Annotated in this window: 25 protein-coding genes and 1 tRNA gene; 14 read left to right on the top strand and 12 right to left on the bottom strand. The window is 67.7% G+C overall.

The window, feature by feature from the left end; genetic code table 11:
* Positions 1–195: 195 nt before the first annotated feature.
* The 3 genes from BMW51_RS00710 to BMW51_RS00700 form a co-directional block, all read right to left on the bottom strand.
* Positions 196–750, bottom strand: a complete 555-nt coding sequence (locus BMW51_RS00710; RefSeq protein ID WP_093002391.1) for an FKBP-type peptidyl-prolyl cis-trans isomerase — start codon at positions 748–750, stop codon at positions 196–198.
* 103 nt (positions 751–853) lie between these two features.
* On the bottom strand, positions 854–1,060 hold the full coding sequence (gene rpsU, locus BMW51_RS00705) for a 30S ribosomal protein S21 (protein ID WP_007404630.1): 207 nt from the start codon (positions 1,058–1,060) through the stop codon (positions 854–856).
* A gap of 111 nt (positions 1,061–1,171) precedes the next feature.
* Positions 1,172–1,996, bottom strand: coding sequence for a carbon-nitrogen hydrolase family protein (locus BMW51_RS00700; protein ID WP_093002388.1), 825 nt, complete (start codon positions 1,994–1,996; stop codon positions 1,172–1,174).
* A 105-nt stretch (positions 1,997–2,101) separates the two neighbouring features.
* On the opposite strand from BMW51_RS00700, the gene cysS reads away from it, so the two are divergent.
* The 12 genes from cysS (at position 2,102) to BMW51_RS00640 (ending at position 12,915) form a co-directional block, all read left to right on the top strand.
* Positions 2,102–3,529, top strand: coding sequence for a cysteine--tRNA ligase (gene cysS, locus BMW51_RS00695; protein WP_093002386.1), 1,428 nt, complete (start codon positions 2,102–2,104; stop codon positions 3,527–3,529).
* The gene (locus BMW51_RS00690; RefSeq protein ID WP_093002384.1) at positions 3,526–4,464 is read left to right on the top strand and encodes a D-2-hydroxyacid dehydrogenase; all 939 of its coding nucleotides are present in this window, start codon (positions 3,526–3,528) and stop codon (positions 4,462–4,464) included. Before cysS ends, BMW51_RS00690 begins: the two co-directional genes overlap by 4 nt.
* Positions 4,465–5,194: 730 nt before the next feature.
* Positions 5,195–6,565: a class II 3-deoxy-7-phosphoheptulonate synthase gene (locus BMW51_RS00685; RefSeq protein WP_093003732.1), complete on the top strand. Its 1,371-nt coding sequence runs from the start codon at positions 5,195–5,197 to the stop codon at positions 6,563–6,565.
* Between the two features lie 109 nt (positions 6,566–6,674).
* Positions 6,675–6,749 (top strand) — tRNA-Glu (locus tag BMW51_RS00680).
* Positions 6,750–6,845: 96 nt separating this feature from the next.
* Positions 6,846–7,550, top strand: a complete 705-nt coding sequence (locus BMW51_RS00675; protein WP_093002382.1) for a response regulator transcription factor — start codon at positions 6,846–6,848, stop codon at positions 7,548–7,550.
* A complete protein-coding gene (locus tag BMW51_RS00670; protein WP_093002380.1) occupies positions 7,519–9,093 on the top strand; it encodes an ATP-binding protein in 1,575 nt (524 codons plus the stop codon). The genes BMW51_RS00675 and BMW51_RS00670 overlap by 32 nt, the downstream gene beginning before the upstream one ends.
* Positions 9,090–9,530, top strand: a complete 441-nt coding sequence (locus tag BMW51_RS00665; protein ID WP_093002378.1) for an HPr kinase/phosphorylase — start codon at positions 9,090–9,092, stop codon at positions 9,528–9,530. Before BMW51_RS00670 ends, BMW51_RS00665 begins: the two co-directional genes overlap by 4 nt.
* Positions 9,531–9,532: 2 nt before the next feature.
* Positions 9,533–10,432, top strand: coding sequence for an RNase adapter RapZ (gene rapZ / locus BMW51_RS00660; protein WP_093002376.1), 900 nt, complete (start codon positions 9,533–9,535; stop codon positions 10,430–10,432).
* Positions 10,433–10,449: 17 nt separating this feature from the next.
* Positions 10,450–10,857: a PTS sugar transporter subunit IIA gene (locus BMW51_RS00655; protein WP_093003730.1), complete on the top strand. Its 408-nt coding sequence runs from the start codon at positions 10,450–10,452 to the stop codon at positions 10,855–10,857.
* Entirely contained in the window at positions 10,854–11,123 is a 270-nt protein-coding gene (locus BMW51_RS00650) for an HPr family phosphocarrier protein (protein ID WP_093002374.1), read from the top strand. Before BMW51_RS00655 ends, BMW51_RS00650 begins: the two co-directional genes overlap by 4 nt.
* Before the next feature lie 22 nt (positions 11,124–11,145).
* Positions 11,146–11,943 (top strand): TrmH family RNA methyltransferase, encoded by a 798-nt coding sequence (locus BMW51_RS00645; protein WP_093003728.1) that lies wholly within the window; start codon positions 11,146–11,148, stop codon positions 11,941–11,943.
* Between the two features lie 48 nt (positions 11,944–11,991).
* Positions 11,992–12,915, top strand: coding sequence for an arginase family protein (locus tag BMW51_RS00640; RefSeq protein ID WP_093002372.1), 924 nt, complete (start codon positions 11,992–11,994; stop codon positions 12,913–12,915).
* A gap of 3 nt (positions 12,916–12,918) precedes the next feature.
* Here the strand turns inward: BMW51_RS00640 and BMW51_RS00635 are convergent, their stop codons facing one another.
* The 3 genes from BMW51_RS00635 to recR all read right to left on the bottom strand — a co-directional run bounded on the left by BMW51_RS00635 (position 12,919) and on the right by recR (position 15,696).
* Positions 12,919–14,337: a DNA recombination protein RmuC gene (locus BMW51_RS00635; protein ID WP_093002370.1), complete on the bottom strand. Its 1,419-nt coding sequence runs from the start codon at positions 14,335–14,337 to the stop codon at positions 12,919–12,921.
* 158 nt (positions 14,338–14,495) lie between these two features.
* Positions 14,496–15,053 (bottom strand): peptide deformylase, encoded by a 558-nt coding sequence (gene def / locus BMW51_RS00630; RefSeq protein WP_093002369.1) that lies wholly within the window; start codon positions 15,051–15,053, stop codon positions 14,496–14,498.
* A gap of 46 nt (positions 15,054–15,099) precedes the next feature.
* Positions 15,100–15,696 carry a recombination mediator RecR gene (recR, locus tag BMW51_RS00625; RefSeq protein ID WP_093002367.1) on the bottom strand — a complete coding sequence of 199 codons (597 nt, stop codon included), beginning with the start codon at positions 15,694–15,696 and terminating at the stop codon, positions 15,100–15,102.
* A gap of 81 nt (positions 15,697–15,777) precedes the next feature.
* On the opposite strand from recR, the gene fmt reads away from it, so the two are divergent.
* A complete protein-coding gene (gene fmt, locus BMW51_RS00620; protein ID WP_093003726.1) occupies positions 15,778–16,692 on the top strand; it encodes a methionyl-tRNA formyltransferase in 915 nt (304 codons plus the stop codon).
* On the top strand, positions 16,689–17,426 hold the full coding sequence (gene truA / locus BMW51_RS00615; protein WP_093002365.1) for a tRNA pseudouridine(38-40) synthase TruA: 738 nt from the start codon (positions 16,689–16,691) through the stop codon (positions 17,424–17,426). The genes fmt and truA overlap by 4 nt, the downstream gene beginning before the upstream one ends.
* Here truA and BMW51_RS00610 read toward each other — a convergent pair.
* The 6 genes from BMW51_RS00610 to BMW51_RS00585 all read right to left on the bottom strand — a co-directional run bounded on the left by BMW51_RS00610 (position 17,420) and on the right by BMW51_RS00585 (position 24,990).
* Positions 17,420–18,592, bottom strand: coding sequence for a class I SAM-dependent RNA methyltransferase (locus BMW51_RS00610; protein WP_093002363.1), 1,173 nt, complete (start codon positions 18,590–18,592; stop codon positions 17,420–17,422). The genes truA and BMW51_RS00610 overlap by 7 nt on opposite strands.
* Before the next feature lie 31 nt (positions 18,593–18,623).
* Positions 18,624–20,006: an NAD(P)H-hydrate dehydratase gene (locus BMW51_RS00605; protein ID WP_093002361.1), complete on the bottom strand. Its 1,383-nt coding sequence runs from the start codon at positions 20,004–20,006 to the stop codon at positions 18,624–18,626.
* On the bottom strand, positions 20,003–20,413 hold the full coding sequence (locus tag BMW51_RS00600) for a hypothetical protein (RefSeq protein WP_093002359.1): 411 nt from the start codon (positions 20,411–20,413) through the stop codon (positions 20,003–20,005). The genes BMW51_RS00605 and BMW51_RS00600 overlap by 4 nt, the downstream gene beginning before the upstream one ends.
* Positions 20,394–22,115: a dihydroxy-acid dehydratase gene (gene ilvD, locus BMW51_RS00595; protein WP_093002357.1), complete on the bottom strand. Its 1,722-nt coding sequence runs from the start codon at positions 22,113–22,115 to the stop codon at positions 20,394–20,396. Before ilvD ends, BMW51_RS00600 begins: the two co-directional genes overlap by 20 nt.
* A gap of 91 nt (positions 22,116–22,206) precedes the next feature.
* Positions 22,207–22,554 carry a response regulator gene (locus BMW51_RS00590; protein ID WP_093002355.1) on the bottom strand — a complete coding sequence of 116 codons (348 nt, stop codon included), beginning with the start codon at positions 22,552–22,554 and terminating at the stop codon, positions 22,207–22,209.
* A gap of 63 nt (positions 22,555–22,617) precedes the next feature.
* Entirely contained in the window at positions 22,618–24,990 is a 2,373-nt protein-coding gene (locus tag BMW51_RS00585; protein WP_093002353.1) for a hybrid sensor histidine kinase/response regulator, read from the bottom strand.
* Positions 24,991–25,001: the final 11 nt, after the last annotated feature.

Here is a 25,001-nt window from a genome sequence, read left to right as displayed (position 1 = left end):
ACTCTGGTTAGGACTTTAACAGCACGCAGCGCTGACCGGACACCAAGCAGTGCTGAAAGTTCAACCCCCATGCGCCAATCCGCCGACTGAGGCGCGCGGCATCAAGCCGATAGGTAAGCGACTCGACAAGCACGAAAGAGGCGGGCTCGACCCTGTCGAACCCGCCTCTTGTATATCGATGTGGTTGAGCGCGGATCAGCGGCCCTGCGGCTCGCCTCCCGGAACGGCGCTGCCCGCTGCGGCGCCACCAAGCATGCCGCCCTGCTGCTGCATCATCATCTGCTGCATGGCGCGGATCTGCTCTTCCGACATGAAGTCGACCAGTTCGACGTCGAACTGCAGCGTCGAGTTCGCCGGGATCGGCCCCTTGTCCTCGGCACCATAGGCGAGTTCGGGCTTGATCCAGAAGCGGTACTTCGCTCCCTTGCTCATCAGCTTCAACCCCTCCGTGAAGCCCGGGATCATGCGCGCGACCGGTAGCGCCGTCGGCTGGTCGGCCTTATCGAAGACGGTACCGTTCATCAGCCGGCCTTCGTAGCGCACCAGCGCCACATCAGCGTCGGTCGGGTGCGGCCCGCTGCCCTGCTTCAGCACCTTGTAGCGGAGCCCAGACGCGGTCGTCTGGATGCCGGTCGAACCCGCCTGTGCTAGCGCGACACCCGCGACGAGCGCAAAGGCGAGCCCGAGCCACAGCCACAACACGTAGGCGCGCTTCACCGGGGCAATCGGAACGGCGGTGACGGTCGACATGGATCAGGACACCTGCATTTGGCGCGGTCACGCCGGACCGCCATCACCCGTGAAGGTCAGAAGCCGCACCCCAGCGTTTGCGCGTGGGGTGCGCCCCTGATGCTTACCGTGCGCCGTCGCGCTCGGCGCGCTTGCGCTCCAGCTTGCGTGCGCGACGGACCGCCGCGGCACGCTCACGTGCGCGCTTTTCCGACGGCTTCTCGTAGTGACGACGCAGCTTCATCTCGCGGTACACACCCTCACGCTGCAGCTTCTTCTTGAGCGCGCGAAGGGCTTGGTCGACGTTGTTGTCGCGAACGATGATCTGCATAAAACCAATGAACTCCGGGAAAACGGCTACAGCGGCGACAGGCAGGCCTGCGCCGAACGCGCCGCGTCTATCAGCTAGGTAGCGGCTCCGCAAGGCGCGAAGCACGCTCACTCACTCGATGCGGAGAACCTCGCCGATCGTTCTGCGGTGGCGAAGTACCGGAACGCGCGCCTGAACGCGATCGATCGCGGCAAGGTCGAGATCGACGTAGCCGATGCCTGGCTGATCGCCCATGTCGAGCAGCACCTCGCCCCAGGGATCAACCACCAGCGAATGGCCAAAGGTTTCGCGTCCATCCTGATGCACGCCCGTCTGCGCCGCGGCGATAACGAATGCGCCGGCCTCGATTGCGCGGGCACGGAGCAGCACGTGCCAATGCGCCTTCCCCGTCGGGCGCGTGAAGGCGGCGGGGACGGAGAAAACGCGCGCGCCGGCGTTGCTCAAGGCACGAAACAGGTCGGGAAAGCGCAGATCGTAGCAGATCGTCATGCCCAGCGGTCCGAGCGAGCTGCCGACGACCACCGCCTGCTCGCCCGACACGTACGCAGCTGATTCGCGCCATGCCTCACCCGTCGGTAGGTCGACGTCGAACAGATGCATCTTGTCGTAGCGCGCCTTGATGCCGCCGGCCGCATCGATGACGAAGCCGCGGTTGGCGAGCATGCCGTCCGCTCGCCGGAGCGCGAGCGAGCCGAGGTGAACCCAGATGCCGGCGGATCGCGCCGCCTGCCTCACCGCCGCGAGAACCGGATCGTCACCCTCGGCGTGGATGGCACTGGCAGCACGCGCGCGGTCGCGGTCGAGCAATCCCGACATCTCGGGCGTGAACAGCATCACGGCGCCCGCTCTGCCCGCTTCCTCGATCGCGGCGACGAGTGCGGCAGCGTTGGCGTCGGGATCGATGCCGGTGGTGGTCTGGGCAAGTGCGATCTTCATGGGGTCGGTTGTGCCACAGGCAGTGCTTGGACGCCCGCGCTTTCAACGCCGATGAGCCGAAGCGAGCGGCTTGGCGCAGGCGCGTGCCTGCGGTTAAGAGGCCGCATGACCGGCGCTCCCCTCACCTTCTACAACAGCCTGACCCGCGCCACCGAACGGTTCGTGCCGATCGATCCCGGCAACGTGCGGGTCTATTCGTGCGGGCCGACCGTCTACCATTACGCACACATCGGCAACCTTCGCGCTTACGTCTTCACCGATACGCTCTCGCGCGTGCTGACGTGGAAAGGCTTTCCGCTGACGCACGTCATCAACATCACCGATGTCGGACATCTAACCTCGGACGCGGACGCGGGCGACGACAAGATGGAGGCTGCGGCTCGCGCGAGCGGACGCGACATCTGGGAAATTTCCCGTCACTATACCGCTGCGTTCAAACGCAATCTCGTCGACCTGAACATCCGCGAGCCGAGCCGCTTTCCGCTCGCGACCGATCACGTCGCGGAAATGATCGAGTGGGGTCAGGCGATCGAGGCCAAGCACTGCTACCGGCTCGATGACGGGTTGTACTTCGACACGACCACTGTGCCCGACTATGGCGCGTTAGCGGGCGCGGCAGACGATGCCGCGGCGGGGCGGATCGACGCGGTCGCGGGCAAGCGCCATCCGCAGGATTTCGCGATCTGGCGCACCACGCCCGCCGGCGAGACGCGGCAGATGGAGTGGGACTCGCCCTGGGGTCGCGGTGCGCCGGGGTGGCATCTCGAATGCTCGGTCATGGCCGCGAAATATCTCGGGCCATCGTTCGACATTCACACCGGCGGGATCGATCACCGCGAGATCCACCATCCGAACGAGATCGCGCAGAACCAGGCACATTGCGGCTGCGCGGACACGGGCGCGACCTTCTGGATGCACAACAACTTCCTGGTCGATCGTACCGGAAAGATGAGCAAATCTTCGGGCGAGACACTGACGCTCGACCTATTGGTGTCGCGCGGCTTTCACCCGCTCGCTTATCGGCTGATGTGCCTGCAGGCGCATTATCGGTCCGAACTGGAGTTTTCCTGGGAAAACCTTGCCGCGGCGCAGGTGCGGTTGAAGCGGCTGGTTCACGCCGTTGGCGCGCTACGCGACCGCCCGGCCAAGCCCGGCGCGACGGTGACCGCTTACCTCGAGCAACTCGACGCCGCGGTATCGGATGATCTCAACACCGCGAGGGCGTTGCCGGTGCTCGACGCGATGCTCGCCGACAAGAAGGTTTCGCCACCCGATCGCCTGGCCGCGCTCGCCGACTTCGACGCAGTGCTGGGGCTCGGTCTGACGAAGCTGACACGCGAGGCATTGCGGGTCCGTCCCGCCGCCGCCACGATCACCGCCGACGAGGTCGAGCTGCGACTGGCTCAGCGTCGCGAGGCCCGCGCGGCAAAGGACTTCCCTCGCTCCGACGCAATCCGGGATGGGCTGGCGGCGGCCGGGGTCGAGGTGATGGACGGCGACCCGCTCGGTTGGGATTGGAAGGTGACGCTATGAAGGCCGTTCTGCCCGCGATCGCGCGTCCGCTGCTGGAGCCGCATTTGCCCGCCGACATCGAGGTCGCGTGGTTTTCCTCGCCCGACGAGGCGAAGGCGATGATCGCCGACGCGGAGATCGCCTGGGTCGATATGCAGCCGACCGAGCATGTCGCCGAGGCGATCCGCGCGTCGGGCCATGCGCTCAAGTGGGTATCGACGATCTACGCCGGGCTGGACGCCTTTCCGCTCGATCTGCTGCGCGAGCGCGGCGTGACGCTGACCAACGGAAACGGCATCAACGCGATCGCGGTCGCCGAATATGCCGTCATGGGCGTGCTGGTTGCGGCCAAGCGCTTCGACGAGGTCGTGCGCGCGCAGGACCGGTGCGAGTGGCCGAAGGATGCACCGGGCAAGGTGGAACTCGCTGATACAAGTGCGCTGATCGTCGGCATGGGGGCGATCGGTCGCCTGATCGCGGAGCGATTGCAGGCTTTCGGGGTCGAGGTGACGGGTGTCACCCGATCCGGTCGCGACGGAACGTTGACGCCCGATGCGTGGCGAACTCGCCTCAACGAATTCGACTGGGTCATCCTTGCCGCTCCGTCGACTGACGAGACCAAGGCAATGATCGGCGCCGACGAGCTCGCTGCGATGAAGCGCGATGCGTGGCTGATCAACATCGCGCGCGGCGACATGATCGACGACGAGGCACTGCTATCGGCGCTGAACGAGCGACGGATCGGCGGCGCGTTCCTCGACCCGACCAGTCCCGAGCCGCTGCCGGCAAACCATTCGCTATGGCGCGCGCCGAATTGCATGATCACCATGCACCTGTCGGGACGCAGCCAGACCAAAATGTTCCAGCGCGCAGCGGCGCTATTCCTCGACAATCTCGCTGCTTACCGGTCCGGCGGGAGGCTCAAGAATGTAGCCGATCTGGACGCAGGCTACTGATCCTGCCGGGCAGCTTGGGACTATTCCTAGACCTTTGGCCTACGGGTCCTATAGCATATCTCGTATCCGATCATTGCGGCCAGCGAATATTCTTCCTACGACGGTCCCGCTTTGAACCGGGAGTTTAGAGTTGGAAGCTAGACTAATGTTGGCTTACGGTCTGATCGCCGCAATCGCGATCGTCGGAAGCATCGCTGGCCTGATATGGTCGCGCAAGAACAAGGCACGCAAGCGGCGGCTGCGTGGAATCAAATCGTACACGCCGGCGAGCGAGCGCTCGGCCGCGCGCTAGGATTTCACCATCCAGGAAATCTGAGTGCGCGACCCTGCGGGCTGCGTGCAAGCGCGTGCTCTCCTTACGATTCAATGCGGAAAGCATGCCCAGTGCGGCGTGCGGGCGCTTCGTCGCAGCGCTTGGCAGGCGTGACTCGCGGTGACACTCCCCGCTGCTCAGCCGCGGTTCAGCAAACCGGGTGCACCTCGCATCTGCCGGGACAGGCAGGCGATCGATCATGCGACGCGGTACGCAGTGGACGTTGTTGTGGGCCTTCTGCCTTTGCGGATGGGCGCTCGCGATTGCGTATATGATCTTCGATGTCCGTGGTGGTGCGCTCGACCTTTTCTGATGCGCCGCCACAACAGAGCGTGACTATCTGCAAGGTTTCCTTCGTTGCGTGTAGAGGGTAACGGACGCACGGATTATTGCTCGAACATCAAGATGGAATTGATCATGGCCGCGAATTGGGCCCCCGACAGCTGGACCCGTCACGAGGCACGCCAGCTTCCCGTCTACCCCGACGCGGCGCGCTTGCAGGATGCGACAAACCGGTTGTCCAACTTCCCGCCGCTGGTCTTCGCGGGCGAGGCGCGCAACCTGACCGGCGATCTCGCCCGCGTCGCAGAAGGGAAAGCATTTCTGCTACAGGGTGGCGATTGCGCGGAGAGTTTCGCTGAATTCCATCCCAACAACATCCGTGACACGTTTCGCGTCATCCTGCAGATGGCAGTGGTGATGACCTTCGCCAGCAAGCTGCCGGTGGTCAAGCTGGGGCGCATGGCGGGCCAGTTCGCTAAGCCACGCTCGGCACCGAACGAGGTGATCGACGGCGTCGAACTGCCGAGCTACCGCGGCGACAACGTCAACGACATCGCGTTCACGCCCGAGTCGCGATTGCCCGACCCTGAGCGGATGGTGCGCGCCTATGCGCAGTCTGCCGCGACGCTAAACCTGCTGCGCGCCTTCGCACAGGGCGGCTACGCCAACCTGCACCAAGTGCATCGCTGGACGCACGACTTCATGGGTCGCAGCCCGTGGGCGAAGAAATACGCCGAAACTGCCGATCGCATCGGCGAGGCGCTCGACTTCATGGAAGCGTGCGGGATCGGCCCCGATACCGTGCCGCAGCTGTCGCAGACCACCTTCTACACCAGCCACGAGGCGCTGCTGCTGCCGTTCGAGCAGGCAATGACGCGACAGGATTCGCTGACCGGCGACTGGTACGACACGTCGGCGCACTTTCTCTGGATCGGTGATCGCACGCGCTTCGAAGGCTCGGCCCACGTCGAATTCCTGCGCGGGATCGGCAATCCGATCGGGATCAAGTGCGGACCGAGCCTTGAGCCCGACGCCTTGCTGCGGATGCTCGACACGCTCAACCCCGCGCGCGTGCCCGGCCGCATGACGCTCATCACCCGCTACGGTCACGACAAGATCGAGGCGCATCTGCCGCGTCTCGTGCGCGCGGTGACACGCGAGGGCCATCCGGTGATCTGGTCGTGTGACCCGATGCACGGCAACGTCGTGAAGGCGGCGAACGGCTACAAGACGCGACCGTTCGATCGCATCCTGACCGAGGTGCGCGGCTTCTTCGCCGTACACCGCGCCGAAGGAACGCACGCCGGCGGCATCCACGCCGAGATGACGGGGCAGAACGTTACCGAATGCACCGGCGGCGCAATCGACGTGACCGAACAGAGCCTGGCCGACCGCTACCACACGCATTGCGATCCGCGCTTGAACGCAGGTCAGAGCCTCGAGCTCGCCTTCCTGCTGGCGGAGATGCTCAACACCGAGATGGCGGAGCGTCGCAAGGCTGCCTGACTACCCACGCTGGCAGAGAACGGCGGCGCCGCTCTCCGCCAGCGCGCGTCCAAAAGGGTGCTTGACGAGGCTGACAGCCACCCGTATCAGCGCGCCTCACACCGCGCACGGCCCCTTCGTCTAGCGGTTAGGACGTCGCCCTCTCACGGCGAAAACACGAGTTCGATTCTCGTAGGGGTCACCAGCTCAGTCACGCGGTTCACGTCACCATCATGCAACGGCCTGCTCGGCGCATCGTAGCGCATTGAGCCTCGCCGTCGTTTGGACTAGCGAGCGCGTCATGAGTGCAACGATCGCCCTGGTCGACGATGATCGCAACATCCTGATCTCGGTCTCGATCGCACTGCAGGCGGAGGGCTTCCTGACACGCCTCTATCCTGACGGCGAAGCGGCGTTGAAGGCGTTGATCGAGAACCCGCCCGATCTCGCGATTCTCGACATCAAGATGCCCCGGATGGACGGGCTCGAGCTGCTGCGTCGCCTGCGCGAGAAGCAGACGACGCCGGTGATCTTCCTGACCAGCAAGGACGATGAGCTTGACGAGGCGCTGGGCCTCGCCCTCGGTGCAGACGATTACATCGCCAAGCCGTTCAGCCAGCGACTGCTGATCGCGCGTATCCGTGCAATCCTGCGGCGTACCGAATTGTCCGCCGGCCACGACGCCGACCAGGCCGAGGCGAACGGACCGATCGAGCGCGGTCGCCTAATCATGGATCCAGCGCGGCACCGGGTTTCGTGGAACGGCACGCCGGTTACGCTGACCGTCACCGAGTTCCTGATCCTGGAGACGCTGGCGCAGCGGCCCGGCATCGTGAAGACGCGCAACCAGTTGATGGACGCGGCGTACCAGGACGACATCTACGTCGACGATCGCACGATCGACTCGCACATCAAGCGCGTCCGACGCAAATTCCGCGAGGTCGACCGCGACTTCGATTCGATCGAGACGCTGTATGGCGCCGGCTACCGCTTCTCCGAGGAGTGATCCGCGCGACCCCACCGCGCGGTGGTCGGATCAGGTATCGCTGACGCCGCGTATCCTGGCGGTGAACGTCTTCGCGCTGCTGCTGCTCGGCGGCGGGTTCTTCTATCTCGACTCGTTCCGCACGCGCATCCTCGACAGCCGGGTCGATCAGGTCAGGCGCGAGGCGGGGCTGATGGCGGAAGCGCTCGCCACCGCCCCCAAGGCCGCACGACCTGCCTTGCTGACGCGACTGGCGCGTGACACGGGTGCGCGTCTGCAACTGCTCGCGCCCGACGATGCTGTCCTGCTCGACAGCGAGCAGTTGGGCGGTCCCGCCTTCACGCTGGTTGACCCGCGCACCGACGGGTTGAGCCAGCGCGCCGCGCGGTGGCTCGATGCGGGCATCGACTTCATCGTTCGCGCACCGTCCTCTCCGACCTACGATCCGGCACGAAACGGGATGCCACCCGATCCCGACATGGCACGCAGCACGCATGCGCTGTCGGCAACGGTGTGGCGCGCGCCCGATCGTACCCCCGTCATCACCGCCGCTGCCGTGCTACCCAATCGATCGACCATCCTGTCGACGATCAACGCGCGCGACATCACCGAGCGGGTTCGTGTCGAGCGATATCGCCTGAGCCTGGTCGTGCTGACGGCGCTGCTGATCTCGGTCGCGCTCTCGCTGTTCCTCGCACGCACAATCGTCGATCCGTTGCGTCGCTTGGCGCGCGCGGCGGTACGTGTCCGCCTCGGCCGCGCCCGTGAGGTCGTCGTGCCCCGCCTGCCTGAGCGACGCGACGAGATCGGGATGCTCGCGCGCGCGCTATCCGACATGAGCCTTGCGCTGCGTGCGCGAATCGACGCGACCGAGGCGTTCGCTGCCGACGTGACGCACGAGTTGAAGAACCCCCTCGCCTCGCTCCGCAGCGCGGTCGACGTGCTCGCCCGAGTCGACGACCGCGACGCGCAGGCGCGACTGCTCGCGATCGTCGCCGACGACGTGCACCGGCTCGATCGCCTGATCACCGACATTTCGGAAGCCTCGCGATTGGACGCGCAGTTGAGCCGCGCGAAGTTCGAGCGGATCGACCTGATCGCGATGATCGAGGGCCTGCTCGCACAGCGCAATCAGCGCGGGTCGACGCGCGGCATTCGCCTTCATCTCGACTTGCTGCCCGGCGCGGAGGTGCCGGTGATGGCGGAGGGCGCGCGGCTGGAACGCGTCTTCGACAATCTGCTCGACAATGCGCTGTCCTTCTCGCCCGACGGCGGCATCGTCTCGATCGCCGTCCGCCGCATCGATCACGATGTCGAGGTGCGGGTGGAAGACGAGGGGCCGGGCGTTCCCGCCGAGGCGCGCGAAGCAATCTTCCGTCGCTTCCACTCGGTTCGGCCGAGCGAAGAGGCATTCGGGAAGCACTCGGGGCTGGGGCTGGCGATCGCGCGAACGATCGTCGAGGCGCATCAGGGCAGCATCGCGGTCGAGAGCCGGGAGGATCGCCTGAGTGGTGCCCGCTTCGTGGTACGACTGCCGATCGCCGAGCGCGACGACTCGGCGTGAGTGCGGAATCGCCCACCTCATGTGTCCACGCGACCACGATCGCGATCGATGGGCAGGGCGTGATGCTCACCGGTCCCTCAGGCGCGGGCAAATCCGATCTGGCGCTACGCTTGATCGATCGCGGCGCGTTGCTGGTCAGCGACGACTACACTGATCTGGTTCGCGCCGGCGACGCGGTGATCGCCTCTCCGCCGCCCACTATCGCCGGCAAGATCGAGATACGCGGGCTGGGCATCGTAGAGCGCGCGTTTGCGGCCTCCACCCCGGTGAAATTGGTGGTAAGCCTCGGCGATGAAGTCGACCGTATGCCCGAAGCGCGCTGGCGCATGATCGCGGGCCTTCGCGTACGCGAGGTCGTGATTGACCCTCGCCCTCCCTCCGCCCCGATCAAGGTTGAAGCGACGCTGCGGCAGATCATCGCCGAGGTAGACGCGTGACGATGCAGGTGCTGCTGGTCGTCGGCATGTCGGGCGCCGGTAAGTCGACGGTGCTGAAGACGCTGGAAGACATCGGCTGGGAGACGGTGGACAATCTGCCGCTGACGCTCCTGATGCGGTTCCTGCACGGCACGCAGCCCGATGCTGGAGGAGAGAACCGCCCACTCGCGCTCGGCTTCGGATCGCGCACGCGCGACTTCGATCCCGACGCGTTCATCACGCAGGTGACGGCGCTGCGCGAGCGTGCCGATTTGGACATCGGACTGCTGTTTCTCGATTGCTCCAGCGACGAGCTCGCGCGTCGCTACGCCGAGACGCGACGCCGCCATCCGATGGCGGAGGACCGACCCGTCCGCGACGGTATCATCGCCGAGCGCGGTCTGCTCGCGCCGCTGCGCCGCTGGGCCAACCGGCTGATCGACACGACCGATCTGAAGGCGAATGCGCTGGCCCAACAGGTGCGCGCGCTGTTCGAACGTCGAGCAGAGGCCGCGACGACGCTGACGATCGAGTCGTTCGGTTTCTCCCGCGGCGTCCCGCACGAGGCCGATCTGATGTTCGACATGCGCTTTCTGCGCAATCCACACTGGGAGCCGAGCCTTCGCCCCAGAACGGGACGCGATCCGGCGGTCGCCGCCTACGTCGCCGCCGACCCGGCGTATGAAGAGGCGGTGAGCCGGATCGAGGAGCTGCTGCTGCTGTTGCTGCCGCGCTACCGAGCGGAGGGAAAGCCCTATGTTACGGTCGCGTTCGGGTGTACCGGGGGAAAACATCGATCGGTGCACGTGACGGAGCGAGTAGCGGCGCGGTTGCGCGACGCGGGGTTTTCGCCCACCATCCTGCACCGCGATCTGGCGGTAGCACCGCAGGACACGCTTGAGGGGCGACCGCAGGGTCAATGAACGGTAAGTCAATGCAGATCATCGGGCTGGTGCTCGTCACGCATGGCCGGCTGGCCGATGAGTTCGTCACCGCGATGGAGCACGTCGTCGGTCCGCAGAAGCAGGTGGCGACCGTCGCGATCGGTCCCGACGACGACATGGAAGCGCGCCGCGCCGACATCGCGCGCGCGATCGCCGATGTCGATGGCGGGCGCGGCGTGATCGTGCTGACCGATCTGTTCGGCGGCACGCCGTCCAATCTCGCGATCTCGCTGATGGAACGTGGCCGTATCGAAGTGATCGCGGGCATCAATCTGCCGATGCTGATCCGGCTAGAATCGGCACGCAAGGCGATGTCGGTCGTGGCCGCGGTTGCCGCCGCACGAGAGGCGGGGCGCAAGTATATCTCGGTCGCCTCCGAAGTGCTCGGCGAGGCAGCGGCGTGACCGCGTCGCGCACCGTGGAGATCACCAACCGCCGCGGGCTGCACGCGCGTGCCAGCGCCAAGTTCGTGACGCTCGCCGCCGCACAGCCGGTTCCGGTCGAAGTGGCGCGTGGCGGCTCCACCGTCACCGGCACGTCGATCATGGGGTTGATGATGCTGGGCGCGGCGAAGGGCGACACGATCACGATCAGTGCGGCCGGCGACGATGCCGAGATGGTCGTCGCAACGATGTGCGCGCTGGTGGAGGACAAGTTCGGCGAGGATTGATCCCGCCTGACGAGTGTACGCGATGCCACGCACGATTACCGCTTATTCCAACCCGCTGATCAAGCAGGTCCGCGACCTGCGCGACAAGCGTCACCGTCGCGAACAGGGCCTGTTTCTGGCGGAGGGGCTGCGTATTCTGACCGAGGCGCGCGAGACCGGTCGCGTGCCGCGCTACCTTTTCTTCGCCGCGGCATCGGCTCGGCACCCGCTCGTCGAGGCGCTGATCCACGCCGTCGAGGGTGCCGGCGGCGAGGCGATCGAGACGACGCCCGACATTCTCTCCAAACTGTCCGGGAAAGACAATCCGCAGGCAGTCGTGGGCGTCTTCGCCGCGTTCGAGACCGGGCTCGCCGATCTCGATCGCCGTGCCGCGCCGATCTGGCTGGTGGCGGAGCGGCTGCGCGATCCCGGCAATCTCGGCACGATCCTGCGCACCGGCGACGCGGTCGGCGCAGGCGGGCTGATCCTGATCGGCGAGTGCGTCGATCCATTCTCGGTCGAGGCGGTGCGCGCCAGCATGGGGGCATTGTTCACGGTGCCGATCGTGCGGACCGAGTGGACGCCGTTCGTTGATTGGCTGCGCGGCGGCGCCGGCCAGCTCGTCGGATTGAGCCTGCAGACCGAGCATGATTATCGCAGCGCCGATTATGCCGCGCCGACATTCCTGCTGACCGGCAACGAGGCGCAGGGGCTGCCCGAGGCTTACGAGGCGGAGTGCGATCTGCTGGTCAAGCTGCCGATGCTGGGCAAGGCCGACAGCCTGAACGCGGCGGTGGCAACCGCGGTGATGGCGTACGAGGTGCTTGCCCATCATCGCTGAACCGCGAGACAGCGGCAACGAAGCGGGCGCCCGGCAGTTTGCAGCGGCGTGACCATCGGTTTTCCCACATTCCTCCGCCTTCCCGCCGCCACGCTCGACAACCTGCCCGACACGCCCGTCGTGGTGCTGGGTGCGGCGGAGGCAACGCCGTACGATCCCGCTCGCCGCAGCCACTCGGCTGATGCACCCGGCGCGATCCGCGCAGCATCCCAGCAGTTTGCGGGGCAGGTCTTCCAACACGATTTCGACCTTGATGCGACGCTGCTGGTGAAGGGTGAGCGCCGCGAAGCGATCGGCGTCGACGCAGGCGACGTCGTGACGGAGGTGCAGGACGCCGCGGGCAATCGCCACCGTATCGCCGCCGCGGTCGAGCAGGTGCTGGCGGCGGGCGCGCTGCCGGTTGTGCTGGGCGGCGACGATTCGGTGCCGATCCCGGTGATCGCCGCCTTTGACGGCTATGGTCCGATCACCGTGGTGCAGATCGACGCGCATGTCGATTGGGGCGACACGATCCAGGACGAGGATAACGGCTACGGCTCGCCAATGCGGCGGGCGGCCGAGATGCCGTGGGTGACGGGCATGGTGCAGGTCGGCATCCGGGGCTTAGGCAGCGGCGAAGCGTGGCAGCACGACGATGCACGCGGGTTCGGCGACCAGATCGTCACCGCGCGCGAGTGGCACCGCCGCGGTGCCGACGCGGTGCTGGCGGAGCGACCCGGGGGCGAGCGCTACGTCGTGTCGATCGACTGCGACGGGATCGATCCGGCGGTGTTTCCGGCCGTGGCGATGCCGACGCCGGGCGGACTCAGCTACGAGGATTGCCTCGACCTGCTCCACGGACTCGCCGCGCGCGGCACGATCGTGGGTCTGATCCTCGCCGAGTACGTCCCCGATCGCGACGATCCGCACCGCTTGTGCGCGCAGATCGCGGCGCGGCTGGTGACGGTGGCGATGGGGCTGATGCGGCGCTGACGCTTACTCGGCCGCGGCGTCGTAGCTGAGCTTGGTGAGCGGGCGCACCGCCTGCTCGCCCACGGGAAGCGTCTCGATCGACTTGGTGCCGGTGTCGATGTTGAGCGCCTCGAACCGCCGCGCGCTGGTCAGCACCTGACTCTCGAGGCTGCCGACGAACGAGTTGTACGCGCCCATCGCGGTGTCAAGATTCTTGCCCAACTTCGCAACGTGCCCGCCCATCACCGCCAGGCGGCTGTAGAGCTCCTTGCCGAGCGTTGCGATCTCCTGCGCCTGCGCGGCGAGCTTCTCCTGGCGCCACACTGCCGACACGGTACGCGCGATCGCGATCAGATTGGTCGGCGTCGCCAGCAGCACCTTGCGATCGAAGGCGTCGTCCCAGAGCTTCGGATCATGCTCGAGCGCGGCACCAAGGAAATGCTCGCCGGGCACGAACATGATGACATAGTCGGGCGCGTCGTCGAACTGGCTCCAATAGGCCTTGTTGCCGAGCGAGGTGACGTGGTTGCGCATCGACAAGGCGTGCGCGGCGAGGCCCAACTGGCGCTCGTTCTCGTCCACCGCTCCGAACGCGTCCTGATAGGCGTTGAGCGACACCTTGGCATCGATGATGAGCGACTTGCCGCCCGGGATGCGGACAATCGCATCGGGGCGCAATCGCGCGCCGTCGTCGAGCGCGACACTGACCTCCATCTGAAAGTCGGTGTGCTCGGCGAGACCACACGACTCGAGCACGTTGCGCAATTGCTGCTCGCCCCAGCGGCCGCGCGCCTTCGGCGCGTTGCGCAGCGCATTGACGAGCTTCGCCGCCTCGCCCGAGACGCGCTCCTGCCCGGCGCGCATTGCCTCGATCTGACCGTGAAGCTGGCCAAACGCATCGCGGCGCTCGGCCTCGATCCGCTGGACGCCCTCCTCGTAGCGCAGCAGGCGATCGTTTACCGGCTGAAGCAGCGCCTTGATCCCCTGCCCCGTCGCTTCCTCGCTCTGGCGCAGCCGAGCCTCGGCACGTTCGAGGAACTGCTTCTGCGCGTCCCCCAGCGCCGATTGCGCGACTTCCTTGAAGCGCAGGCTCATCTCGTCGGCGGCGAGTTTCAGGTCGGCGATCCGCTGCTCCGCGGCGCGTCCTTCCGCCTCCAGCCGCGACACGTGGAGCCGCGCGGTTTCGCGCTCGTCGCGGGCTTGCGCGAGATCGTGGCGCAACTGCTCGGCGGCGCGTGCGCGCTCCTCGGCGCCTGCCAGATCGGCGATCGCGCGGCGGAACTGCTCGGCCTGCGCGTCGCGCTCGGCGCGTGCGGCATCGCGCTCGGTACGGACCTGATCGCGCTCCGCCATCACGCCGCTTGTCCCCTGCCGCGCCAGGAACCAGCCGAGCGCCACGCCGACGACCAAGGCAACAAGGGCGATCAGCAATGTCTCGGCCATGCGGGACTCCGGTGGAAAGTCACAAAGGTCACAGCCCTACGCAGGTGCGCGCGGGCGTATGCGCGCGAATGCGCCGCGCGAAGGGAACATAGAACGAACGTTTGTCGTAGGAAAGCGCGAATGTACCCGCGGGTTCTACTACCGCATCACGCCGGCACTCAGCCGTTGCGGCGCATCTTCTCGAGCTTCTTCATCAACATGCCGCGCTTCAACCGCGAGATATGGTCGGTGAAGAGCACGCCGTTCAAATGGTCGATCTCGTGCTGCATGCAGGTCGCCATCAGCCCGTCGAACTCCTGCTCGCGCGATTGACCGTCGGTGTCGAGCCAGCGAACGTGGCAGCGCGCAGGGCGGGTCACCTCGGCATATTGCTCGGGGATCGACAGGCAGCCCTCGTTGTAGGTCGAGGTTTCCTCGCTGACCGACACCAGTTCGGGGTTGATGAACGCGTGCGGGTTGCGCGTGCCGCCCGCGTCAGCCTCCGCGGCGTCGTCGGCCGGCTCACCCTCGCCTTCTGGCCGTTCCTGCAGATCGATCACGACGATCCGCTGGAGGATACCGACCTGGCTCGCTGCCAGGCCGATGCCACGCGCGTCGTACATCGTGTCGAACATGTCGGCGACGATGCCGCGCACCTCGTCGGTGACCTGCGCGACGGGCTCGCACACCTTGCGCAGGACGGGATCGGGAACTTCGACGATCGGGAGAATGGCCATGACCGCGGCAGCTAGGTCGCTGTCATTCCAGCGTCAAGCGATGCGGTCAGGCGACAGGACGGCGAGCCCGCAGCGCCTGCGCGAGCGTACCCTCGTCGAGATAGTCGAGCTCACCGCCCACCGGCAAACCGTGCGCCAGCTGCGTCAGTCGTACCGGATAACGCTCCAGCCGGTCGGCGACATAGTGCGCGGTCGTCTGCCCCTCCAGTGTCGCGTTCATCGCGAGCACGACCTCATCGATCTCGCCTTTCGCGACGCGCGCGACCAGCGGCTCGATCGCGAGATCCTCGGGCCGGACGCCTTCCAGCGCCGACAGTCGCCCGCCCAGCACGTGGAAGCGACCGGGGAACAGACGCGATCGCTCCAGCGCCCACAGGTCGCTCACGTCCTCCACCACGCACAGCGAGCGCGGATCGCGTCGTGGGTCGGCGCAGATTGCGCACGGATCGCTGGTATCGACGTTCCCGCACGTCGAGCAGGTCGACAGCCGCTCCTCAACCGCCGCGAGCGCGCTGCGCAGAGGAACGAGCGCATTTTCGCGCTTCTTGACCAGGTGCAGCACCGCGCGCCGTGCGGATCGGGGACCGAAGCCGGGCAGACGGGCGAGCGCCTGCGTCAGCGCCTCGATCTCGGGGGATGCCATATCCGGTATATGGCAACGCGGCGGCGTTCGCGCCAGCGTGTGGGGTGACGCGACCCGCGCGTTGTGGAAAAGGCGGCGCTTATGCGGATCGTCTTCATGGGAACCCCCGACTTCGCGGTGCCGACGCTCGACGCGCTGGTCGAGGCGGGACACGAGATCGTCGCGGCGTACAGCCAGCCGCCGCGACCGGGCGGGCGACGCGGGCGCGAGCTGGTCGCCTCGCCGGTGCAGCGCCGGGCGGAGGCGCTCGGCATTCCGGTGCGCACGCCGGTGTCGCTGAAGGGCGCGGAGGAACAGGTGGCGTTGGCAGGCCTGAACGCCGACATCGGCGTCGTCGCCGCCTACGGGCTGATTCTGCCGCAGGCGGTGCTCGACGCGCCGCGGCTCGGGTGCCTGAACGTCCACGGCTCGCTGCTGCCGCGCTGGCGCGGCGCGGCGCCGATCCAGCGCGCGATCATGGCGGGTGACGCGGAGACGGGCGTCGGGATCATGCAGATGGAGGCCGGGCTCGACACCGGACCGGTGCGGCTGGAAGGGCGTACGGAGATCGACGGAAAGACCGCGGGCGAGCTGACGGTCGAGCTGGCGCACATGGGGGCGAGACTGATGGTCGAGGTGCTCGCCGACGTGGACGCGCATCCGCCGGTGCCGCAGCCCGACGCGGGCGTCACCTACGCCGCGAAGATCAGCAAGGCCGAGGCGAAGATCGACTGGACGCGCAGCGCGCGCGAGATCGAGCGGCTGGTGCGTGGGCTTAACCCGGCCCCCGGAGCGTGGTTCGAGGTTTCGGGTGAGCGGGTAAAGGTGCTCGCCGCCGACGTGCTGCCCTTCACCTTCCCGGGTGGCGAGGGCGTCACGGTCGACGCGGCGCTGACGATCGGCTGCGGCGACGGCGCGCTGCGCCCGAGGCTGGTGCAACGCGCAGGGCGGGGGATGACGAGCGCGGAGGAGATGCTGCGTGGCTTTCCGGTTCGGTCGGGGACCGAACTGACGTGACGCGCTTCGCGCTAACGGTCGAGTTCGACGGGCGGCCGTTCATGGGGTGGCAGCGCCAGCCACACGGCGCCAGCGTGCAGGGCGCGATCGAGGATGCGCTGCACTCGGTTACCGGCGAGGCGGCGACGGTCCACGCCGCCGGGCGGACCGACGCGGGCGTCCACGGTCTCGCAATGCGCGCGCACGTCGACGTGGCGAAGGCGATCACGCCGTTTCGCCTGATGGAGGCGCTCAACGCGCGGCTCAGGCCCGCTCCGGTCGCAGTGCTGGCATGCGAGGAAGTGGCGGACGACTGGCACGCGCGCTTCTCGTGTCTGGGGCGTGCTTACGAATACCGCATCGTCAACCGCCGCGCGCCGCTGACGTTCGAGCGCGGTCTCGCGTGGCAGGTGCCGCAGCCGCTCGACACAGGAGCGATGGCGGAGGCCGCGCAGGTGCTGGTCGGTCGCCACGACTTCACCACCTTTCGTTCGGTGCACTGCCAGTCGGCCAGCCCGGTGAAGACGCTCGCGCGGCTCGACGTGCGACGTGTCGGTGACCGCGTGATGGTGGAGGCGGCGGCGCGGTCATTTCTCCATCATCAGGTACGATCGATGGTCGGGTGCCTCGTGCTCGTCGGCCTCGCGCGGTGGAGCGTCGAGCGGCTGCGCGAGGCTCTGGTCGCGGCGGACCGCGCGGAGCTCGGGCTCAACGCGCCGCCCGATGGGTTGTTCTTCGTCGCCGCGGATTATTGACGCGAGAAGCGCGCGGCGAGTTCGGTATGGGTGGACCACCGGAACTGACCCACGGGCACGATCCAGTCGAGCCGGTATCCGCCCTCGCACATGATCTTCGCATCGCGCGCGAAGCTGCTGGGATTGCAGGAGACATACGCGATCACCGGCACGCGCGCGGCGGCCAGCGCGTCGATCTGCTCGCGCGCGCCGGCGCGCGGCGGGTCGAGCACGACCGCGTCGAAGCGATCGAGTTCGGCGGTCGTGAGCGGGCGGCGATACAGGTCGCGGTGCTCGGTGAAGACAAGCCGTTGCGCACGGTCGGCGCCGGCCTTGAGCGACAGGATCGCGTCGCGCCCGCCTTCGGCGGCGTAGACACGCCCTGGCAGCGACAGCGCAAAGGTGCCGAGCCCGGCGAACAGATCGGCGGTGATCCGCGGGCTACCGATCGCTTCACGTACGGCAGCGACCAGCGCCGCCTCCCCCTCGCGTGTCGCCTGCAGGAACGCGGCGGGGGGCAGCGGGACCGGCTTGCCGCCGAGCGTGATCGTGACTGCATCAGGCTCCCAGTGCGTCTCGGGGCCGAGCCCGTCATCGAACGCAATGCGTGCAATGCGATGCGCCTGCGCGAAGTCGGCGATCGCATCGGCGTGCGCCAGCCCAGACGGCGTCACGCCGGTGATCAGCACGTCGACGCCCTGATCGGCGAGGATCAGGTGAAGGTCGAGTCGGCACTTGGGCTTGAAGACCGGCAGCAGCCGCTTGAGCGGGCGCACCAGCGCGAACAGTTCGGGCGCGAGCACGTGGCACTCGTGCAGGTCGATCAGCTGGTGGCTTTTCTCGGCGGCGAAGCCGAGGCGGCCGGCGGGGTCGTAGTGGAGCGTCGCGCGACGACGCGTGCGCGGTGGCGAAAGCTGCGCGGCGCGGATCTCGGTCGACAGGCCCTGCGCGGCGAGTGCGCCGGCGATGCGGTCGGTCAGGAACGCGGACCAGCTTTCGTCGTCCAAATGCTGCAGCTGGCATCCGCCGCAGGTTGGAAAGTGGCGGCACGGCGGGCTCTGATGGTGGAGGCCGGGCGTGATCGCGCCATCGGGGCCGAGCGTGTCGCCGGGCGCAGCAAAGGGCACGTGGCGACCGTCCTCGGCAACGCCCTCGCCGCGCGCTGCGACGCGTATAATCGTGGTCATGCCGGCGCCCTAGAACGGTTTGCCCCGCGCGTCACGTCAGCGCGGCGCGGGCCTGCGTCAGCGCGCGTGCGAGATCGTCGGCGATGAAAGCCGCACCGCAGCGCCTTGCCGCCTCGCCGTGGAGCCACACGCCCGCCGCTGCCGCAGCGAGCGGGTCGAGACCGGCGGCCAGGCAGGATGCGATCGCACCTGCGAGCACGTCACCGCTACCCGCGGTCGACAGCCAGTTGTTCGCCGCCGGGGCGAGCCGCGTCCGGCCGTCGGGTGCCGCGATGACCGTGTCGGGACCCTTGAACACCACGGTCGCGCCTGACGCGTTCGCGGCGGCGCGGGCGCGGTCGAGTTTGCTGCCGTCACTGCGTCCGAACAGCGCCTCGAACTCGCCGGCATGGGGCGTCAGGATGATCTGCCCGCCGCGCGTGCGCAGTTGCTCGGGGGTGACGAGATGAAGCGCGTCGCCGTCGATGACGAGCGCGTGCTCGCTGGCGAGCGCCCGTTCGACCAGCGCGCGCATGTCGTCGTCGCGACCCAGCCCCGGTCCGACGACCAGCGCGGCGATGCGGCGATCGGCGAGCGCCTCGTCGTCGAGCCTGCGCCGGACCAAGGCGTGCGGTGCACCGGGCATCGACGCGCCGAGCAGCGCGACATAGCCTGCGCCCGCGTGCATCGCCGCCGTGGCGCATAACTCCGCCGCACCCGCCATCCGCCCGCGCACGACCGCGACCATGCCGCGGTTGAACTTGTGCGACTGCGGACCGGGCTCCGGCAGCGTTGGTGGTCCAATGACTTGCGCCGTTGCGGAAGCGTCGACTCCGATGTCGAGCAGGCGCACCGTGCCACACAGCGCCGCCGCGGGTTGCAGCAGGTGTGCGGGCTTGAGCGCGCCGAGTGCCAGCGTGAGGTCGACCGGTGCCGGACAGCCGAGCCGCGCGCCGCTGTCACTGTCAACGCCGCTCGGCAGATCGACCGCGATCGTCAGCCGTGCCGCCTCGCCCAGGCGCGAGAGCGCAGCCACTACCGTGTCATCGAGTGGACACGATATGCCGATGCCGAACAGCGCATCGACCAGCACCGGGGCCGGGAAGGCTTCACCGAGCGCCTCGACCGGACGATGCCAGCCGGTCCGCGCCTGCACCGCCGTGTCGGTGTTCGGCGCACCCAGAGCCGCGACCCGGACCGGCTGCCCGGCAGCCGCCAGGCTCGCCGCGATCACGTAACCATCGCCGCCGTTATTCCCCGGCCCGCACAGCACCAGCACCTCCGCGCCGGCGGAGAGACGGCCGACCGCTGCGGCGCACGCGTGCCCCGCGCGCTGCATCATTGCGACTGCGTCATCGCCGCGGTCGAACGCACCCGCCTCTGCCGCGCGCATCTCGACTGCGGTCAGCACCGCGGCGCCGGCGATCTTTCTCACTGGCGCTTGAGGTCGGTCGGCTTCACCGTGACCGGCAAGCGGTAGATGTCGTCGCCGAGCGCGACCTCGATCTCGTTGGTGCCGACGAGCGTCACCTGCGCCTGCTGCGCACCGTCCGCCGCGACCACGCCGTGCCCGTCCTTGGTCACGAGCAGACGCCGGAAACCCCCATCAGGGTGCCGCACCGTCAGCAGCAGCCCACGATCGCTATCCTGCCGCTCGACACTGCATACGCGCGACAAGGTCGCCGCGGCGCCGACCGCGCAGTTGATCAGCCCGTCATCGGCCGCTTCCTGGTCCTGCGCCGCCTCGACATTCGCCAGCACCTGCGTGTTCGCGGTCTGCTCAGGCGAGCAGGCGGCGGCGACCGTGGCGAACAGCAGAGCGCTAGATATCCGCGTAGACATGCGTTTCCGCAGCGGCGCCGGGGTGGGTGACAGCGCCCTTGCAGGCAGGACCGACATTCTGAGCATAACGCCACAATGCGCCCGAGCCGTAGTCGTTGCGCCGCGCCTGCCAGCCAGCGCGCCGACGTGCGAGCACATCATTGGCGACGTCGAGATCGATCGTGCCTGCGTCGGCGTCGATACGGATCGTGTCGCCGTCCTCGACCAGCGCGATCGGCCCGCCCTGGGCCGCCTCCGGTCCGACGTGGCCGATGCAGAAGCCGCGGGTACCACCCGAGAAGCGGCCGTCCGTGATCAGTGCGACCTTCTCGCCCAATCCGAGCCCGTAGAGCGCAGCGGTGGTCGACAGCATCTCGCGCATGCCCGGACCGCCTTTGGGTCCTTCGTAGCGAATGATGACGACCTCACCTTCGTTGATCGCACGCGCCTCGACCGCGGCAAAGGCATCCTCCTCGCAGTCGAAACAGCGCGCCGGCCCCTCGAACTGCAGTCGGTGCATGCCGGCGACCTTGACGATCGCGCCATCGGGCGCGAGGCTGCCGCGCAGACCGACAACACCGCCGGTTGGTGTGATCGGGGTACGTGCGTCGTAGATCACCTTCTGATCGGGGTTCCACGTCACCTGGTCGATGTTCTCGGCGAGCGTCCGGCCCGTTACCGTCAGGCAGTTGCCGTAGAGCAAGCCTTCGACGAGCAGCGTCTTCATCAGCATGTAGACGCCCCCGGCCTCGTACATGTCCTTGGCGACGTACTTCCCGCCAGGCTTGAGGTCGGCGACGTAAGGCGTTGTTTTGAAGATGTCGGCGACGTCGAACAGGTCGAACTCGATGCCCGCCTCGTGCGCCATCGCGGGCAGGTGCAGCGCGCCATTGGTCGATCCGCCGGTCGCCGCGACGATGCGCGCGGCGTTGACGAAGGCTTCGCGCGTGCAGATGTCGCGCGGGCGGATGTTGGCGGCGAGCAGCTCCATCACCTGCGCGCCGGCCGCAACCGCGATCTGCTCACGCGAGGTGTAAGGTGCGGGCACCATGTTGCTGTTCGGCAACGACAATCCGATCGCCTCGCCGACGCAGGCCATCGTGTTGGCGGTATACTGCCCGCCGCAGGCGCCGTGTCCCGGACAGGCAACCTTCTCGAGCGCGTGAACCTCGCTGATCGGACACGTTCCGGCGGCGTACCGGCCGACGACCTCGAATACGTCGACGACAGTCACGTCGCGGTCCTCGAACCGACCGGGCAGGATCGACCCGCCGTAGACGAAGATGCTGGGAACGTTGAGGCGGAGCATCGCCATCATCATGCCGGGCAGCGACTTGTCGCAGCCGGCGAAACCAACCAGCGCGTCGTAGCAGTGACCGCGCACTGAAAGTTCGACCGAATCGGCGATTACCTCGCGGCTGACGAGGCTGGACTTCATGCCTTGATGCCCCATCGCGATACCGTCGGTGACGGTGATGGTGTTGAAGCGCCGCGGCATGCCCCCGCCCTGCTCCACCCCGCGCCGTGCCGCGTCGGCCTGCGCGTCGAGCGTGGTGTTGCACGGGGCGCTGTCGTTGCCCGCCGAGGCGAGTGCCACGAACGGCCGAGCGATCTCCTCTTCGGTGAGCCCCATCGCGTAATAATAGCTGCGGTGCGGCGCGCGCTCGGGTCCGACCGAGACGTGGCGGCTGGGCAGGCGGTTCTTGTCGAAACGTGTCGTCATGGCGCGCGCTATGCTGCGCGCGCGCAAGCTATGGCAAGCCTAGAAGCGGGTTGATGACAGAAAAGTTCGTCGACACCGCTGCGGCAGCAGGTCAGCCGAGCTTGGCCAGCGCCTGCTCAACGCCTTCCATCGTATAGGGCTTGGGCAGCATCGGGCGATCACGGTACTCGGGCGCGATGTCATCACCGCCGCCGCCGCTCGCGAAGACGAACGGAATGTTCTTTGCCGCCAGCGCGTCGGCGATCGCGAAGCTCTTCTCGCCGCCACGCAGGTTGACGTCGAGAATCGCGGCGTCGAGCGCCCCTTCCTCGACCATCGGCAGCGCCGCCGCAACGCTGTCGGCGGTACCGGCATGCTGGCGGTCGAGTGCGTCGAGGAAGTCCTCGAGCATCATCGCGATCAATGGTTCGTCTTCGACCAGGAGCACGCGCATCGTCATCGCGCGAAGCCATAACGCCCGTTCGGGGGAGTGCAACCGCTGCCCCCGCGGCATTGATCCAGATCAACCATTCGCGAGCGCGTCGCGCGCGGCCTCAGCCAGCTGCTGGACCGAGAAGGGCTTCGGCAGGAAGGCGACGTGATCGAGGTCGATCGAGCGACGCAGCTGCTCCTCGGCATAGCCCGACATGAACAGGATCGGGATGTCGGGATAACGCTCCCGCACCGCACGTGCGAGCGTCGGGCCATCCATCACCGGCATCATCACGTCGGACACGATCAGGCTTGGCCGCTCGGCGGTTTCGAGCAGCTCTAGCGCCGCCTCGCCGTGGTCGGCGGACAGCACCGTATAGCCCTGCCGCGTCAGCGCGCGCTCTGCGATCGCGCGGACCATGTCCTCGTCCTCGACCAGCAGGATCGTGCCGCTGCCCCAGGTATCGGTCGTTTTGGTCCGCGCCGGCGTGCGCGGCACGGCAGCCTCGTCCCCGGCGGCGTGGACCGGGAAATAGATCGTGAAGGTCGCGCCCTGCCCCGGCCGCGAGTCGGCGAAGATGTACCCGCCCGATTGTTTGACGATGCCGTAAACGGTGGAGAGGCCGAGCCCGGTCCCCTTGCCGACTTCCTTGGTGGTGAAGAAGGGCTCGAATATCTTTGGCAGTACTTCGGGCGGAATGCCCGTACCCGTGTCGGCGATCTCCAGCGCGGTATAGTCGCCGATCGGCATGATGTCGGTGCCGCGTTGGCGTAGTTCTGCGATGGTCGCAGCGCGGGTCTGGATCGTGACGCGACCGCCCGCGCCCTTCGCCAGCATCGCGTCGCGCGCGTTGACCGCGAGATTCACGACGACCTGTTCCAATTGCCCCGGATCGGCGCGCACCGCGCCCAGGTCGCGACCATGCTTGACCTCCAGCACCACCGTCTCGCCGAGCAGGCGGCGCAGCAGCGTCGACACCTCCGACACCACGTCGGGCAGCTGCAACACCTGCGGCCGAAGCGTCTGCTGGCGCGAGAAGGCGAGTAATTGCCGCGTCAGGCTCGCCGCGCGATTCGAATTGGCGCGGATCTGCTGAATGTCGTCGTAATCGCTGTCGCCGGGCGAATGGCGCATCAGCATCAGGTCGCAGTGGCCGATGATCGCGGTCAGGATGTTGTTGAAGTCATGCGCGACGCCGCCCGCCAGCTGGCCGACCGCCTGCATCTTGGTCGCCTGCGCGACCTCGCGCTTCAAGCGGTTCTCCTCGCCATTGTCCTTGAACGACAACAGCACCGATGCGCCGCCGAAGCCCCTCGTCGCCGCGATCGACAGCGCCACCGTCTCGTCGGGATGGTCCTTCAGCCGGATCGCGAGATCGGCCGATTGCGCGCCGCCTGTCGTGAAGCGGCGGACCGCGTCGGCAACGGCGGCCTTGTCCTCGCGAACGACCAGATCGCCGGGATAGAGCGGCGGCGCGGCGGGTTCCGCGCCGGCCATGCGCGCGAAGGCCGCGTTCATCGCGAGGAAGCGCCCTTCGCGATCGACCAGCGCTAGTCCGAATGGGATCACCGACAGCAGCGTCTCGACGTCGTGCGGATCGCCGACCGCGGCGGCGCTGCCCGCATCTTCGATCAGCGCGACGAGCGTCGGCGAATGATCGCCGCTGCCCAGCGCGACCTGCAGCAGGCGCACTGCGCCCGCGTCCTCGTCCTCGCGTGCGAAGCGGATGCCGCGCTGCGCGTCGCCGACGAGCAAGTTGGCCAGATCCTGTCCCTCGATCGGCGCGTTGGCACGTCCGAAGGCGCGCGCGCGCAGCGCACGGTTGCCGGCGACGACCTTGCCATCGGCGTCGAGCAGCGCGGCCATCAGCCCCGCCTCACCCATGCGGTCGCCCATGACGCCGTCGAGTTCGTCGGCGATGCCGCCCAGCATGTCGATCGTGCGCTGCCCGGTGAAGCGCCAGACGAGATGATCGGCGGCGTGGCCCGAGCGTGTCACCTCGACCGAGACCGGCTGTCCCGCGATCTCGATCCGCGCAGCAGCGGCATGGCCGTCGCGCCACGCGTCGCGCCCCGTCGCGGTCAGCCGCGCCAGATCGGGGTCGGACAGCGCGAGTGCGGGCGGCGTCGGAAACCCGCCGCACATGGTCTCGTAAGCCTCGTTCGCGCAGACGAGATGCCCCGTGCGCCCGGTCACCGCAACCGCGTCGGCATTGGCACCCGCCAGCGCCGCGGCGAGCGACCAGTCGGCGGTCTGCTGGCTGACCGGCGGCTTCGTAACTGCTACCCGCAGCGCGACCGCGACGCCTGCGACCACGACCGCCGCAGCAAGGAATGTGCCCGCGACGACGATGCTGCCGATCAGCCACAGCACGATCCCGCCCGCGACCGCGCCGGCGGCGAGCGCGATCAGCAGCGCGTCGCGGGGTCCGCCGATGATCTCTCCTGTTTTGCCGCCGCGCATCGACGCGTGAT

The organism is Sphingomonas palmae (genome assembly GCF_900109565.1).
Lineage (GTDB): Bacteria > Pseudomonadota > Alphaproteobacteria > Sphingomonadales > Sphingomonadaceae > Sphingomonas > Sphingomonas palmae.
Note: the sequence above shows the minus strand (reverse complement) of the source record. Positions and strands in the feature narration are given on the sequence as shown.